Annotated in this window: 11 protein-coding genes; 3 read left to right on the plus strand and 8 right to left on the minus strand. The window is 68.7% G+C overall.

The genetic code is table 11. From position 1 onward, the window contains the following. Nucleotides 1–72 precede the first annotated feature (72 nt). Both H4F99_RS07320 and H4F99_RS07325 read left to right on the plus strand, forming a co-directional pair. Entirely contained in the window at nucleotides 73–2,616 is a 2,544-nt protein-coding gene (locus H4F99_RS07320; protein ID WP_182669068.1) for a penicillin-binding protein 1A, read from the plus strand. A gap of 120 nt (nucleotides 2,617–2,736) precedes the next feature. Next, nucleotides 2,737–3,402 (plus strand): hypothetical protein, encoded by a 666-nt coding sequence (locus H4F99_RS07325; protein WP_182669069.1) that lies wholly within the window; start codon nucleotides 2,737–2,739, stop codon nucleotides 3,400–3,402. Nucleotides 3,403–3,489: 87 nt separating this feature from the next. Here H4F99_RS07325 and H4F99_RS07330 read toward each other — a convergent pair whose 3' ends face one another. The 7 genes from H4F99_RS07330 to H4F99_RS07360 all read right to left on the minus strand — a co-directional run bounded on the left by H4F99_RS07330 (nucleotide 3,490) and on the right by H4F99_RS07360 (nucleotide 13,620). Beyond that, a complete protein-coding gene (locus tag H4F99_RS07330; protein ID WP_343064162.1) occupies nucleotides 3,490–4,794 on the minus strand; it encodes a citrate synthase in 1,305 nt (434 codons plus the stop codon). A 278-nt stretch (nucleotides 4,795–5,072) separates the two neighbouring features. After that, complete coding sequence (locus H4F99_RS07335) at nucleotides 5,073–5,318, minus strand: type B 50S ribosomal protein L31 (RefSeq protein ID WP_182669071.1); 246 nt, start codon at nucleotides 5,316–5,318, stop codon at nucleotides 5,073–5,075. 101 nt (nucleotides 5,319–5,419) lie between these two features. Next, on the minus strand, nucleotides 5,420–6,364 hold the full coding sequence (locus H4F99_RS07340) for a nucleoside hydrolase (RefSeq protein ID WP_182669072.1): 945 nt from the start codon (nucleotides 6,362–6,364) through the stop codon (nucleotides 5,420–5,422). A 44-nt stretch (nucleotides 6,365–6,408) separates the two neighbouring features. Then, the gene (recG, locus tag H4F99_RS07345; RefSeq protein WP_182669073.1) at nucleotides 6,409–8,523 is read right to left on the minus strand and encodes an ATP-dependent DNA helicase RecG; all 2,115 of its coding nucleotides are present in this window, start codon (nucleotides 8,521–8,523) and stop codon (nucleotides 6,409–6,411) included. A 119-nt stretch (nucleotides 8,524–8,642) separates the two neighbouring features. After that, entirely contained in the window at nucleotides 8,643–11,072 is a 2,430-nt protein-coding gene (locus tag H4F99_RS07350) for a TonB-dependent receptor (protein WP_182669074.1), read from the minus strand. Nucleotides 11,073–11,195: 123 nt separating this feature from the next. After that, nucleotides 11,196–12,392 carry an SO2930 family diheme c-type cytochrome gene (locus tag H4F99_RS07355; RefSeq protein ID WP_343064163.1) on the minus strand — a complete coding sequence of 399 codons (1,197 nt, stop codon included), beginning with the start codon at nucleotides 12,390–12,392 and terminating at the stop codon, nucleotides 11,196–11,198. Beyond that, on the minus strand, nucleotides 12,385–13,620 hold the full coding sequence (locus H4F99_RS07360; protein ID WP_343064164.1) for a parallel beta-helix domain-containing protein: 1,236 nt from the start codon (nucleotides 13,618–13,620) through the stop codon (nucleotides 12,385–12,387). The genes H4F99_RS07355 and H4F99_RS07360 overlap by 8 nt, the downstream gene beginning before the upstream one ends. A gap of 131 nt (nucleotides 13,621–13,751) precedes the next feature. On the opposite strand from H4F99_RS07360, the gene H4F99_RS07365 reads away from it, so the two are divergent. Beyond that, nucleotides 13,752–14,804, plus strand: coding sequence for an AraC family transcriptional regulator (locus H4F99_RS07365; protein WP_182669075.1), 1,053 nt, complete (start codon nucleotides 13,752–13,754; stop codon nucleotides 14,802–14,804). A 20-nt stretch (nucleotides 14,805–14,824) separates the two neighbouring features. Here the strand turns inward: H4F99_RS07365 and H4F99_RS07370 are convergent, their stop codons facing one another. Next, nucleotides 14,825–15,208, minus strand: a complete 384-nt coding sequence (locus H4F99_RS07370) for a RidA family protein (RefSeq protein ID WP_182669076.1) — start codon at nucleotides 15,206–15,208, stop codon at nucleotides 14,825–14,827. Nucleotides 15,209–15,262: the final 54 nt, after the last annotated feature.

Consider the following 15,262-nt stretch of genomic DNA (forward strand, 5'->3'; position numbering starts at 1 on the left):
GGCCGCCCGGCGAGGCGGCCACTCCACTTATACTGCCCGCTCTCGCGATTGGAAACCCGGAACGCCATCCAGATGTCACGAATTCGTCGCTTGCTGCGCTGGGCCCTGGTCGCCCTGCTGGGCATCGCGGTGCTGGGCGTCGTCGCCCTGGGCACCCTCTATTACGTTATCGTCCCCAAACTGCCGGACGTGCAGACCCTCCGCAACGTCGAGCTGCAGGAGCCCATGCACGTGTATGCCCGCGATGGCCGCCTGATGGCCCTCTATGGGGAGATGCGGCGCTACCCGGTGCGGATCGAAGACGTCCCGGAGCGGGTGAAGCAGGCGTTCATCGCCATCGAGGACGCCCGCTTCTACGAACACCACGGCGTCGACTACAAGGGCGTGGCGCGGGCGGTGTGGCTGCTGGCGACGACCGACGACAGGCGCGTCCCGGGCGGTTCGACGATCACCCAGCAGGTGGCCCGGCAGTTCTTCCTGGACTCCGAATACAGCTACATGCGCAAGCTGCGCGAGATGCTGCTGGCCATGCGGATGGAGCAGGAGCTGAGCAAGGACGAGATCCTGGAGCTGTACCTCAACAAGAGCTTTTTCGGCCACCGTTCCTACGGCGTCGCCGCCGCCGCGGAGTTCTACTACGGCAAGACCCTGGCCGAACTCGACCTCGACGAGGCCGCATCACTGGCCGGCATCCCGAAGTTCCCGTCCAGCGGCAACCCACTCAGCAATCCGGAACGGGCGCGCGAACGTCGCGATTACATCCTCCAGCGCATGGCCGAGCTCGGCTTCGCCAGTGAGACCGAGGCGCGCGCCGCCCAGGCGGTGCCGATGCACGCCGAGCGCCACGAGCCGCCGGTACAGGTGCATGCACCCTACGTCGCCGAGATGGTCCGGCAGGAGATGGTCGACCGCTACGGCTCGGAAGCGATGACCCAGGGCTACCGGGTCACCACCACCATCGATCCGACCCTGCAGGCGGCCGCCCAGCGTGCCCTGCGCGATGGCCTGCTGACCTACGACGCGCGACACGGCTGGCACGGGGTCGAGCAGCACCTCGAGCTGCCCGCCGGCGAGGACGCCGTGGCGGCGGGGAAGCGCCTGAAGGACATCCCGGCGCAGGCGAACCTGCTGCCAGCGGTCGTCCTCTCCACCGCGACGGGGCAGGCGGAACTGGCGCTGCGCGACGGGCGCACGGTGCAGGTGACGCGGAAGAACAGCTTCGGCAACAACGATCCCGCCAGCCTGCTCACCCGGGGTGACGTGGTGCGGCTGCGGGTCACCGTCGACGCCCCGGCCAGCGACGAGGAGCCGGTCGACGGCAACCTGCCCCTGCCCGCCGAGCGCATCCGCTACGATCTCAGCCAGCTGCCGCGCGCACAGGCCGCACTGGTATCGCTGGAACCGGAAAACGGCGCCCTGCGCGCGTTGTCCGGCGGCTTCAGCTTCGTCGGCAACGAATTCAACCGCGCCACGCAGGCCCGCCGCCAGCCCGGCTCGAGCTTCAAGCCCTTCATCTACGCGTCGGCCCTCGAAAAGGGCTTCAACCCGGCCTCGATCGTGCTGGACGCGCCCGTCGTGTTCCGCCAGCGCAACGGCAAGGTCTGGCGCCCGCAGAACTCGACCGGCAACTTCGCCGGCCCGATGCGCCTGCGCGAAGCGCTGGTGCAGTCGCGCAACCTGGTGTCGGTGCGGCTGCTGGACGCCATCGGCGTCGACTTCGCACGCGACCACATCAGCAAGTTCGGTTTCGACGAGGCCGACCTGCCCCCCAACCTCTCCATGTCGCTCGGCACGGCCTCGCTGACGCCGCTGTCCGTGGCACGTGGCTATGCGGTCTTTGCCAACGGCGGGTACCGGGTCACCCCCTGGTTCATCGATGAAGTCCGCGACCGCAACGACGCGGTCGTCTTCAAGGAGAATCCGGCGGTGGCCTGCATGGGTTGCGAGGCCACCGGGCGGTCCGCCGCCCAGCGCCACGTGGTGGACGGCTTCAACCTCGGGCCGGCGAACGCAGCGCCCGCGGCGCCGGAAACGCCCGCCCCCGCCCCCGAAACCACGGGGACGGCGGTCGCCAGCCCCTCCGATGGGACGGACGCGGCCGAGAGTGACGCCGTCGCGGTCGAGAAGATCGAGGCGCCCCGCGTGATCGACAACCGCGTGGCCTACCAGGTGGTGTCGATGATGCGCGACGTGGTCCGCCGCGGCACCGGCACGCCGGCCCGCGTGCTCGAGCGGGAAGACGTGGCGGGCAAGACCGGGACGACCAACGAGTACCGCGATGCATGGTTCTCGGGCATGGCGGGTCCGTATGTCACCACCGTGTGGGTCGGGCGGGACAACTACCAGTCCCTGGGGCGTCGCGAATACGGCGGCCGGGCGGCGTTGCCGATCTGGATCGACTACATGCGCGTGGCGCTCGACGGACAGCCCATCGCCGCGAACGAACCTCCCGCCGACATGGTGCAGGTGTCGGTATCCGCGGATGGCCGCCTCCTGCCGCAGGGCAGCGGCGGCATCACGGAGTGGGTCAAGACCGAAGACCTCGACCGCATGCAGAGCTACGTGGACTTCGACGACGACGCGTCGCCGGCCGAAGAATCCTTCGACATCTTCTAGCCGCCGGGCGGTGTCATGGCGACGGGGTTCCGTCCGCCATGAAGGCCGTGCTAGCGTGGCTCCGACGGACCGGCCCGGTCGACATTCCGTCGTCGGCGCCGGCGCCCGCTGGAGGTTGCCATGCCGCACGTCCACCCGCACGCACACGCCCACCAGCACGCCCGTACCCGAACCCGGGAGCGCCGCCACCGGCTGGCCCACGAGGCCGCCCGGCTGATGGCCGAGGGCGGCATGCTGGACTTCCACCAGGCCAAACTGAAAGCGGCGCAGCGCCTGGGCATCCACGATGACGCCTCACTTCCGCGCAACCGCGAGATCGAGGACGCGCTGCGCGAGTACCAGCGGCTGTTCCAGCGCGACAGCTGGGGCGAAGTGCGGCGGCGCCGGGAAGCCGCGTTGCATGCACTGGAGTTCTTCGCGCCGTTCTCGCCGCGCCTGGTGGGCGCCGTCCTGGAGGGCACGGCCGATGCGCGCAGCCCGGTATGCCTGCACCTGCATGACGACGACCCCGACGCCGTGCAGCGTTTCCTGGAGCAGCACCGCATCCCGGTGGAGGGCCGCAGCCGGCAGGCCAGGCTGGACCGCGAGCGCAGCTGCTCGGTCCCGGTCTGGGTGTTCGCCGCCGACGCGCTCGCCTTCGACCTCACCGTGCTGCCGCGCGTGGTGTTGCGCCAGGCGCCGCTGTCGGGCATCGACGAGAAACCGATGGATCGCGCCTCCGCAGCGCGACTGCGGCAGATCCTGGCCGATGAGGAAATCGAAGCCTACGTCCCGCCCGGCGGGTAAGTACGCGTCACGCTGGCGGGCAGCGCGGCCCGACAAACGAAACGCCCCGCATGAAGCGGGGCGTCGGTGCAACGATCGGCGGCGCGATCAGCGCTTGCCGATGTCGACGTAGTCGCGCGGCGTGGCGCCGGTGTAGATCTGCCGCGGGCGGCCGATCTTGTTCTCGGGATCGACCTGCTGCTCGAGCCAGTGCGCCACCCAGCCCGCAGTGCGGCCGATCGCGAACATGACCGTGAACATCTCGGTCGGGATCTTCAGGGCCTTGTAGATGATGCCACTGTAGAAATCCACGTTGGGGTAGAGCTTGCGCTGCACGAAGTAGTCGTCCTTCAGCGCCGCCTCCTCCAGCTTCAGCGCCACGTCCAGCAGCGGGTCGTTGACCCCCAGCTCACCCAGCACCTTGTGGGTCATCTCGCGGATGATCTTGGCGCGCGGGTCGAAGTTCTTGTACACGCGATGGCCGAAGCCCATCAGGCGGAAGCTGTCGTTCTTGTCCTTCGCGCGGGCGACGGCGGCATCCACCTTGTCCGCGGTACCGATCTCCGCCAGCATCTTCAGCACGGCTTCGTTGGCGCCACCGTGCGCGGGACCCCACAACGCGGTGATGCCCGCGGCGACGGACGCGTAGGGATTCGCGCCGGTCGAGCCGACCAGCCGGACGGTCGAGGTCGACGCGTTCTGCTCGTGGTCGGCATGCAGGATGAACAGCAGGTCCAGCGCCTTCGCCACGACCGGATTGATCTCCAGCGGCTCGCTCGGGACCTCGAACATCATGTGCAGGAAGCGGTTGACGTAGTCGAGGTTGTTCCGCGGGAAGCGGATCGGCCAGCCGATCGAATAGCGATAGGCGGCGGCGGCCAGGGTTGGCATCTTCGCCAGCAGGCGGATGGCGGCCAGGCGGCGCTGCTCGGGATCCTCGAGGTCCAGCGTGTCGTGGTAGAACGCCGACAGCGAGGCCGTGGTCCCGGCCAGCATGGCCATCGGGTGCGCGTCGTACTGGAAGCCCTGGAAGAAGTTCTTCAGGCGCTCGTGCATCATCGTGTGATGCGTGACCTCGTGCTCGAAGGTCGCGAACTCGGCCTCGGTGGGCAGCTCGCCGTTCATCAGCAGGTAGGCGACCTCGAGGAAGCTCGACTTCTCGGCGAGCTGCTCGATGGGATAGCCGCGATACAGCAGCACGCCCTCGTCACCATCGATGTAGGTGATCGCCGACTTGCAGCTGGCAGTGGCGGTGAAACCGGGATCGTAGGTGAAACAGCCGGTTTCCTTCGGCAGGCGGGCGACATCGATGCACGGCGCGCCCATCGTCGGGTGCTGCACGGGCAGGACGACATTCTTGTCGCCGGCGGCAAGGGTGACCTCGGTGAGGCCAGACTTGGTCGAATCGGACACGGACACACTCCTCATGTCGACGTGCGCGACGGGGACCGCCGGGCACGGAGGGGGGACGAAGGATCACGGCGGGGCGACCCGCGGGGCCGCCGGCCGCAACCTGCTGATTATCGCACAAGCCCCGTCAGGGTCGGCTTGATGCGCAGGGTACGCGACGCTCGGGTCCTGGGCGGACGCCATGTCCATACGGCAGAGTCCGGTCAGGTACGGTCACGACCCCGGAAACAACAACGGCCGCCTCTCGGCAGCCGTTGTGCGGAAACGACGCGTCGCGCCGCTTACTTCTTGGCGTAGCGGTTGCGGAACTTGTCGATGCGACCGCTGGTATCCATGATCTTGTGCTTGCCCGTGTAGAACGGGTGCGACGCCGACGAAATGTCGACCTTGATCAGCGGATACTCGTTGCCGTCCTCGAACTTCACCGATTCCTTGCTGTCGAGCGTGGAACGGGTGAGGAACTGGAAGTCCGTGGTGACGTCCTGGAAGACGACTTCGCGGTATTCGGGATGGATGCCGGCCTTCATGGCACTCACCAATATGTCGGATGGAAGCCGCGCAGTATAGCGACGCTCCCCGGGGGAAGCAAGTCGTCCACGTGCGCGCGGCAGGTACTCCGGCGAAGCGTTCAGGCAGGCACCGCTCCAGCCAGGGCGTCGCGTACCTGTTTCTCGAACAGGTCCTGGTCGTAGGCCATGAGGAGCCTCGCATTGTCCGGCCGTCCCGTCTGCCGCCGCCAGTCCACCACCGTGGCGCCCCGGCTGTGGCGCCCTTCCAGCGCGACCGCGAGCGGCCTGCACTCGACCCGCCGGGCACCCGAAGGCTGGAGGGCCCATGCCATCGCCAGCGCATCCGCACAGAACCAGCGATCGCCGCGACGGTCCAACGACCACATGCGGGTCTGGTGGGAGATCGCATCGTAGAAGCGCGCCCGCGGGCCCTCGGCGGCGAGCCACTCGACCACGTCGTCATGGGCGAGGCTGTGGGCCACGGTGGCTTCCCAATCGGCGAGGTCGATGTCCGGGAATGCCTCGAACACGATGTGCGCGGCCTCCGGATCGAAATGGATGTTGAACTCGGCGGACGGCGTGATATTGCCCTGCCCCGTGACGGCGCCGCCCATGACGACGACGCGCGCGATGCGCGACGGCAGGGTCGGGTCCAGGCGGACGGCCAGGGCGATATTGGTCAGCGGCCCGAGGGCGACCAGCAGCAGGCGACCGGCATGCGCGTGCGAGAGCCGGATCAGGGCCAGCGCGGCATGTTCGGTTTCGGCGTGCCGCACGGGTGGCGACAGGCCGGCATCCCCGAACCCGTCGGCCCCGTGCACGTCCGCCGCGTCGGGCGCCGGGTGCAACAGCGGGGTCGGGCAGCCGGGAAAGACGGGCACGTCGGCCCCGGCGACTTCGCACAGCTTCATCGCGTTTCGGACCGTGTGCGCCAGGCCGACGTTACCGGCCGCGATGCCGAGGCCGACCACGCGGTGATCGGGATCCGAGAGCGCCATCAGCACGGCGAGGGCGTCGTCGACGCCAGGGTCGGTATCGATGAACAGCGGGATGGGGTGCGTCATGCGACCAGTATGCCGGGCCACGGCGGCATCCGCTTGCGCACGGCTCAGGCCGATGCGTAGCGGGCCGCACCCCCCACCCAGCGCGCGACGATGCGTTCGGCCAGGGCAGGCGCCTCGACCATCAGGTGCTCGCCGACCTCGTGGACGGTCGGCAAGAGGTCGGCATCGCGTGCCAGGTCGGCCACGCGGAAGCCCGCCAGGCCGGTCTGCCGGGTGCCCAGCAGCTCGCCTGGGCCCCGCAGTTCGAGGTCCTTCTCGGCGATCACGAAGCCGTCCTGGGTCTGCCGCATGGTTTCCAGTCGCTGCTTCGCCAGCGCGGACAGGGGCGGCTGGTACAGCAGCACGCAGTTCGACGCGGCGCTGCCCCGCCCCACCCGGCCACGCAGCTGGTGGAGCTGGGCCAGGCCCAGCCTCTCGGCATTCTCGATGATCATCAGCGAGGCATTGGGGACGTCGACGCCCACCTCGATCACGGTCGTCGCGACGAGCAGGTCGATCTCGCCGTCCTTGAAGGCCCGCATCGCGGACTGCTTCTGCGCCGGCTTCATGCGGCCATGGACCAGGCCGACCCGCACCCCCCGCAACTGCTTGCCGAGGTCTTCGAACGTGGACTGCGCGGCCTGTGCGACGACCTCGTCGCTGTCATCGATCAGGGTGCAGACCCAGTACGCCTGCCGTCCCTCGGCGCACGCGGCGCGGATGCGCTCGACGAGTTCCGGCCGCCGCTCCCCACTGAGCACGATGGTCTGTACCGGCGTGCGTCCGGGCGGCAGTTCGTCGATCGCGGATACGTCCAGGTCGGCATAGGCCGACATCGCCAGCGTGCGCGGGATCGGCGTGGCGGTCATGACCAGCTGGTGCGGTACTGCGCCGGGCGCATCGACCGTACCTCCACTGCCCTTGTCGCGCAGCGCGAGCCGCTGGTGGACGCCAAACCGGTGCTGTTCGTCGACGATGGCCAGCGCGAGGTCGCGGAAAGCCACGCCCTGCTGCATGAGCGCATGCGTGCCAACGACAACCTGCGCCTCGCCGGACGCGACATCCTCGAGCACGCGCGTCCGGGCCCGCCCGGTGACCTTGCCGGCCAGCCAGGCGACGTTGATGCCCAGCGGTTCCAGCCAGCCCGTCAGGTTGGCCAGGTGCTGCTCGGCCAGCAGCTCGGTAGGCGCCATCAGCGCCGCCTGACGCCCCGATGCCACCGCGTGCAGGGCCGCCATCGCCGCCACCACGGTCTTGCCCGAGCCGACGTCGCCCTGCACCAGCCGCAGCATGGGACGTGGCTGGGCGAGGTCGTCCCGGATCTCGCCGTAGACCCGCTGCTGCGCACCTGTCAGGGCGAATGGCAGCGCCACGAGCAGGCGCTTCGACAGACGCGCGTCCGGCAGCGCAGGCGCGGCATGCGCCTGCTGCGCGAGGCGCTGGCGCCGCAGGCTGAGGTGGTGGGCGAGCAGCTCCTCGATCGCCAGCCTGCGCTGCGCGGGATGCAGGCCGAGGACCAGCGCGCGGATGTCCGCCGAGGGTGGCGGGCGATGCACGGTGACCAGCGCTTCACGCAGGGTTGGCCAGTCCATCGCCTCGCGCAGGGACGCAGGCAGCAGTTCAAGCGCGGCATCATCCGGCAGCCGATCCAGCGCAAGGCCCACGAGGCGGCGCAACGTGGCGGGCCCGACGCCTTCGACTGCGGGATAGACCGGATCGAGGGTGCCTTCCAGCGGGGCTTCATCCAGACCCAGCACCCGGTAGCTGGGATGCACGATCTCCAGGCCATGCTGGCCGGGACGCGGCGTGCCATAGCAGCGCACCCGCGTGCCCGGCTGGAACTGGGCCACCTGCGCTGCCCTGAAATGGAAGAAGCGCAGCACGACGGTGCCCGGGCCGTCGTCGCACAGGGCCACCCGCAGCATCGGCCGGTAACGGAAACCGCGCTCGACCGCCTCGACGCGGCCCTCGACCTGCGCGGCGACGCCGGGCACGAGCGCGGCCACCGGCGTGATCGAAGTGCGGTCCTCGTACTGCCGCGGCAGGTGCAGCCACAGGTCCTGCAGGTCGACGAGACCACGCGCCGCAAGCTTTTCCGCGAGCTTCGGACCCACACCCGGCAGCGCCGTCAGAGGTGACGGGCGCGTGTCGACGGCGGGTCGTGGCGAGCGGCTGGGCATGGGACAAGGATGCCGCGCAGCCGGAAAAAACAAAAACCCCGGCACACCGGTGCCGGGGTGGGGAACGGGAGATGCCGGTCGACCGCTCGCCGGCACCCCGCCTCAAGCCACTTGCAGGCTCAGAACCGTGCGCTCATCTCCACGCCCCAGGTACGTGGCGTGTTCATGCGCGCACCGACGGTCCCCAGCACGGTCTTGCCGTAGGTACCGAGTGCGGTCACGTACTGGTTGTCGAAGATGTTGTTGCCGTAGGCCGCGAGGCCGAAGCGACCGGTCGCCGACGTCCAGCCGAGCCGCAGGTCGGTGAACTCGCGGGCCTCGCCGAGGCGCAAGGCCGGGCTGACGCCGCAGGTGCCCTGGCTCTGCGACTCGTCGCTGCAACGCGTGTCGTCCCGGTAGGCATGGCGCAAGGCCAGGCGTACGTCGCCCGCGTCACCCAGGTCCCATGCATAGCTGGCACCTGCGGCGAAGGACCACTTCGGCACCCCGGTCGGCTGGCCGCTGACGTCGATGCCTTCCGGCGTCACGTAGTCCTTGTAGGTCGCGTCGATGTACGCGGCATTGAAGTCCAGCGCGAGGCCGCGCGTCGCCTGCCACCTCGTGTTGAACTCGACGCCATAGGCCTCCAGGTCCGAGGTGTCGACGACGTAGCGCGGGATCGAAGGCGTGGTGTCCAGCCGGATCGCCTGGCGGTTGTCGTACACGTAGTAGAAGCCGGACGCTTCATACTGCAACCGGTAGTCGGGCAGCACGTGCTTGATGCCGGTCTCGAAGTTCCACACGTCCTCGTTGTCGAACTCGCTGTCGATCTGCAGCGCGTTGAAACCACCCGCCTTGTAGCCCTTGGCCAGCGACGCATAGCCCATCAGGTTGTCGCTGAAGTGGTAGTCCGCGACGAAGCGCGGGCTCAGGTCGTCCCAGCTCTGCGAGTCGCCATTGAGCACGCCCTTGTTCATCATCGCCGGCGGGTCGATGAAGGCGACGTCGAACTCGTACATCGAACGCGGGATACCCAGCAGGGTGAAAAGGCCCATCGCCTCCATCTGGTCCAGCGTCGCGTCGAGCCCCGGCGCGTACCTGTGGTCGTTGAACCAGGTGAATTCCTTCTCGTCGCGCGTGTATCGCAGGCCGACGGTCAGGTTGAAGCGGTCGTTCACATGCCAGATGACATCGCCGTAAAGGGCATACGCGGTCGTGTCCAGGGTGTTGGCAAACGTCTCGTTCCAGGCGTGTCCCATCAGCGAAAGCGGGATGCCGTACTGCTGCATCACCAGGCTGGTGAAGCCGAACAGCGAGCCGTCGGGCGTCGGCGCCAGGCCCAGGTTGCGGACCATGGTGTCCGCCGAGTCGGTGAACAGGTTCACCTCGCTGGTCTGGTCCGCGCTTTCGTGGAAGTAGCTGGCGCCGGCGACCCAGTCCAGCGCGCCCGTCGAGCCGCTGAACTTGAACTCCTGGTAGACGTTACGGTTGCTCTCGGTATTGGTCGAGTCGACGTACAGGTACCGGCGGTCGGTGCCGTCTTCCTCGACCCGGTTCAGCGAGTCGTAGTCATGCCACGCGGTCGTCGAGGTCAGGTTGCCCCAGGTGAACGCGTGGTCGATGACGAGGGTCAGGCCATCGAAGCGGCGAGACTCTTCGTTCCCTTCCACGTCCACGGTCGCGGGCGTTTCGCGCGGATCGAGGTATGCCGTCTCGTCGAGCGGCAAAGGCGGCAGGCCCGGGACCGCCGGCAACGGCACCACGCCAATCGTCGCCTGGCCCAGCTGGTCGAGGTTCTCGTGGTCCCACGTGATCCAGGCCGTGGTGTTGTCGCCGAAGCGGGTCTGGAACGAGGCGCGCGTGGCCCAGGTGTTCTCCGGCGCGAGGTCCTCGCCGGTATTCGCGTCCTGGATCCAGCCATCGGCGTGGTTGAACAGGCCGTTGAGGCGGAAGGCCGATGCCTCGCCGACCGGGATGTTGGCCATCGCCTGCAGGTACTGCTTGCCATGTTCGCCCAGGCGGACGGTCGCCGCCGCCTCGGTCTCGAGGCCCGGGCGATTGGTGATGATGGAGATCGCACCCGCCGCCGTGTTGCGGCCGAACAGGGTGCCCTGCGGACCCTTCAGCACTTCGATGCGCTGGACGTCGGTGAAGGGCAGCAACACGCCACCGCCGCGGCCCGCATACACGCCATCGACGTAGACGCCCACCGCCGGGTCGGTGCCGATGCCGAAGTCCTCGGTCGCGATGCCACGCAGTTCGAACCGGGGCTGTGTAGGCTGCTGGCCATCGATCACCAGGCCGGGAACGAACGCATCGATGTCGCTGAGGTCCTCGGCGGCGACGTCGCTGATCAGGGTCTGGTCGACGACCTGCAGCGCGATCGGCACGTCCTGCAGCTCCTGCTCCCGGCTCTGGGCCGTCACGGTGATCGCATCGAGCGTCACGGCGTCCGGCGGGTCCGCAGCGTCCTGGGGCGCGGCGAAGGCGACGGTTGCGGCGCTCGCGGCGAGGCTGCCGAACAGGGCCTGGCGGATGCGCAGGCTCAATGGATGCGTGCGGACGGTCATGCGTGTTCCCCCATGATCTTGTGTGTTGTTGTCTTATGGTTGTCTGCGTCTCGCGTACCAGGCCCGCCGGCCGCATCCCTGCCATGGGTCCCCATCCCCATGCATTGCCGCGACCGCGCGGCCTCATCCCCCGGTGTCGCAATCTCCATCCTGCTGCCTGATCCAGGCTTCGATCAGGGCCACGCCTTCGCGATGCACCACGCTTCGGCCCAGCTCCGGCATCATGACGCCGGGGTCGTTGCTGGCCATGCGGAAGGTGAGGATCGACGCATCGGGATCTCCCGGGACGATCCCGTACTGGCGGTTCCCGGTCCCATACCCCGCAGCGATCGGCAGCTTGCAGCGGCCCAGTCGCAGGGGCTCGTCCACGTCGCTCGCCAACCACAGGCCCGACGTGTTGCCCGGCCCCGAGGGACTGTGGCAATGGCTGCAGTTGATGTCGAGGTAACTGCGCGCGCGCGCCTCAACAGTCGCCGAACCATCGTGGAACCGCGCGACACGGGGCACGTCACCCACCGAAGGCGCACCTTCGAGGTAGCCCACTTCGGTCCAACGCTCGATCTGGTTCGCCTGCAGCACCACACCGTCCCCATCGACATAGTCGAAGTCGCGGTTGAGATGCCTGGCCTTGGGCCCGATCGGTGCGAGCGTGCGGCTCTGCAGGTCCACGCCATGGCACCCGGCGCACTGGTTCTGGTCGGGCACCGCATAGGTCGCCGGCTCCTCCTCGCCATCGGCCGACACCAGGGTCAGCGGCACCAGGTCGCCACTGCGCATCAGCCGGGCCTCGGTCTGCTCGGCGTTCCACACGTAAGGCAAGGCCACCCAACCCTCTTCGCGCCGGACCAGCAGCCGTGTCTCGATCAGGCGCACGTCGTCCAGCCTCAGCCCACCGCCCGGCAGGCGCCCTTCGCTGCCTTCGCTGCGCAGCACGCGGTCGGTCCCGCTCGACTCGCCCGGCAGTCGCGGGTAATAGAAGGTCTTGCTGATGACGGTGCCCACCGGGAATTCGAAGGTCTCGTCTTCCCTGTAAGCCGCGGCGACGCCCTCCGGCATCCACACGGTCCGGAGCTTGTGCGCATAGTCGGTGAACAACGGTGTGTTGAGGTCGTACGGCAGGACGCCCTCGACCGGCACCAGCGTGCCCTCGTGCACGTCGAACAGATGCCAGTCGGACAGCTGTGCCGGCTGCCCCTCCGCGTGGAACCGGACCCCGTCCGCCCCCTCGCCGCGTCCCGTGCAGGCCGCCAGCACGGCGGCCAGGACGACGACCGCCCAACCCGATACCTGGCGCAGCCGCGCCGACCGCGTTTCAGCCACGTCCCAGGTCCACTTCAGGGATCGGCGGGAGGCTGCAGTCGTGGCCGGTCATGTCCTGGTCCGGCGACTTGAACCCGTTCGGGCCATCGGCATTGATCACGCCGGACACATCGCGCAGGCAGATCTGCGGACCGCCGTCGAGTTCGGCATTGTGGAAGCCGTCCCACAGCACGTCCGGGAACCGCCCGGACAGGCCGAACATCGCCGTCTTGAGGGCCTTCAGGTCGAGGCCATCGGGCGAATCGCCGCCCCCGGAAAGCCGGTTGCCATGGACGTGGATGCGCTCCGGGTACGGATCGAAGGTCTCCGAGCGGCTCGAATCCTTGTAGCCCGTCGAGTAGACGCTGGACACGATGATGTTGGCGGTCTTGTTGTCGGCGATGTCGTTGTCGAAGATCTCGACGTCGTCGTTGGAGTTGATCACCACGCCGCTGCCCGCCGGCACGCTGGCCACCGGGGTCCCCTTGGCACCGAAGTTCGCGGTGTTGTTGGCGAGCACCTGGTTGCGGAACACGCGGACGTTGCCGCCGGGCTGCTGCAGCGCCGGCATGTTGAACACCAGGATGCCGCCGGTGTTGTTCGTGGCGAGGTTGCCGTAGACGTCCGCGTTGACCGTGTTCTCCACTTCGATGCCGGCCACGTTGAACTCGGCCCGGTTGTTGCGGACGATCACGTCGCGGGACTGGCCAACGTAGATGCCGGCGTCGGACGCACCGATGGCGATGGCGTCCTCGATCAGCACGTTGCGGGTGCGCACCGGGTAGATGCCGTAGCCCCCGTTGCCGGTATCGGGCCCCCCCGTCCACTCGACGCGGATGCGCCGGATGGTGATGTTCTCCGCCTCGTTGATCTTCAGGCCATCACCCTTGGCGTCCTCGATCGCCAGGTCCTCGATGGTGAAATCGCCCGCGGTCACCAGCAGGCCCTCTGCACCGGCCTTCTGGCCCTTGAAGCTGAGGACCGTCGTGTCATGGCCCTCGCCGCGCAGCGTCACCCCGTCCACCCGCAGGCTGAGGCTGCGGTCGAACACGTGCCGGCCGGCGGGGACCACGATGACGTCACCGGGCTTGGCATCGAGCAGTTGTTCGCGCAGCGTCTCCGCATGGGCCGGGTCGGCCTGCTCGACCGTGGCCGACGGCGCATGGCGCGGCCCCTCGTCGCAGCCGGCCAGCGTGCCCGCCGCGATGGCGACTGTCGCCAGTGCACAGATCGTCTTCCCCTTTGTCACCCTGCGTCTCCCCTGCTTGAATCGGCTGGGGACCGGGCCCCGAGGCCGCCAGTCTCCGACGTCCGGCACGGTGCACGGGAGGGGCAAGCCGGCATACTACGGGGGGAAAACCGGACAACATACGGCCTCGCATGTCCAATCATGGCAGCACCGCACATATCCAGGCCGGCGGCGGCAGGATCAAGAGCGGGATCGTCGCGGCCCTGGTCGGCCGTGCCGGGGAGCTTGGCGTCGACTGCGCGGACTGGTTCGCGGGCATGCCCTTTGCCGCGGCGGACGTGAAGCCCGAATCGCCGATCTACCTGTCCTACCGGCAGGCCTGCGAGGTGGTCCGCCGCGCGCTGCGCAGCCTGCCGGGCAGCGCCCACGGGCTTGAGATCGGCTATCGCCAGGACGTCGGGCATTTCGGCCTGGTGGGGCTGGCCATGCTGACGGCGAACAACTTCGGCGAGGCCCTGGAACTCGGCATCCAGTTCGCCCCGGTCACGGGCGCGATGATGGAGTTGCGCTCCGAGCCCTGGCAGGCGGGCGAGCAGGCGGGCATTGCCGTGGCCGCGCGCATGCGCACCCACGATCCGGACATCGAACCGTTCCTCAACGAGGAACTGTTCGCCAGCTGCATGATGCTCAGCCGCGGCCTGCTGGGCCCGGACTTCACCCTGGAATCCGCGGAGTTCAGCTACCCCATGCCGGCGCACGCCGACGCTTATCCGGCCCTCTTTGGATGCGAGGTCCGTTTCAACGCCCCCGCCAATCGCGTGAGGATCCATCGCCGCTGGCTGCAACGCCCGATGCCGGCGCACAACCCCGCCACCGCGCGCCACGTGCTGGCGTTGTGCCGTGAGCAGATGCCCGCCGAACAGCCCTCCCGCCAGATCGTGGGGGCCGTGGAACAGCTGTTGAGGCTGCAGGTCGCGGATGCGCCACGACTGACCGACATCGCGGCCGAACTCCACCTGACCGAACGCACCCTGCGACGCCACCTCCAAGAGGCCGGCACCCATTTCAAGGCGCTGCACGACCAGGTGCGACGGGAGGCGGCCGAGACGCTGCTGCGCACGCCGGGCGTGCCGATCGCCGAGGTCGGCGCGTCAGTGGGCTTCGCCGACGCGCGCGAGTTCCGCCGGGCATTCAAACGCTGGACCGGACACTCGCCGCGCGAGGCCCGGCACGGCAAGACCTGACGGTCCGCCGGCCGAACGGATCAGCCCAGGACCAACACCGCATCCACTTCGAACGCCGCGCCCTTCGGCAGGCCGGAGACCTCGATCGTCGAGCGTGCCGGATAGGGGGCTTCGAAGTACTCGCCCATGACCGCGTTGACCGCCGAGAAGTCGTTGAGGTCGGTGACGTACAGGCCCAGGCGCACCACCTGCGACAACGAACCGCCCGCGGCTTCGCAGACGGCCTTCAGGTTGTCGAAGCTCCGGCGCACCTGCGCCTCGATGTCGCCATCGACGAGGTTGCCGCTCGCAGGGTCCAGCGGGATCTGGCCCGAGAGATACACCGTGCTGCCTGCCCGGACGGCCTGGGAATAGGGGCCGATCGCAGCGGGGGCGTGGTCGGTGTGGATGGTGTCGCGGGGCATCGGGGCGTCCTGCAGCTGAAGGGGTGCCCAGTGTAGCGGGCCATCCCTGCTGCG

Origin of the sequence: Marilutibacter penaei, assembly GCF_014145395.1 — a bacterium.
In the GTDB taxonomy this organism is placed as follows: Bacteria; Pseudomonadota; Gammaproteobacteria; order Xanthomonadales; family Xanthomonadaceae; genus Marilutibacter; species Marilutibacter penaei.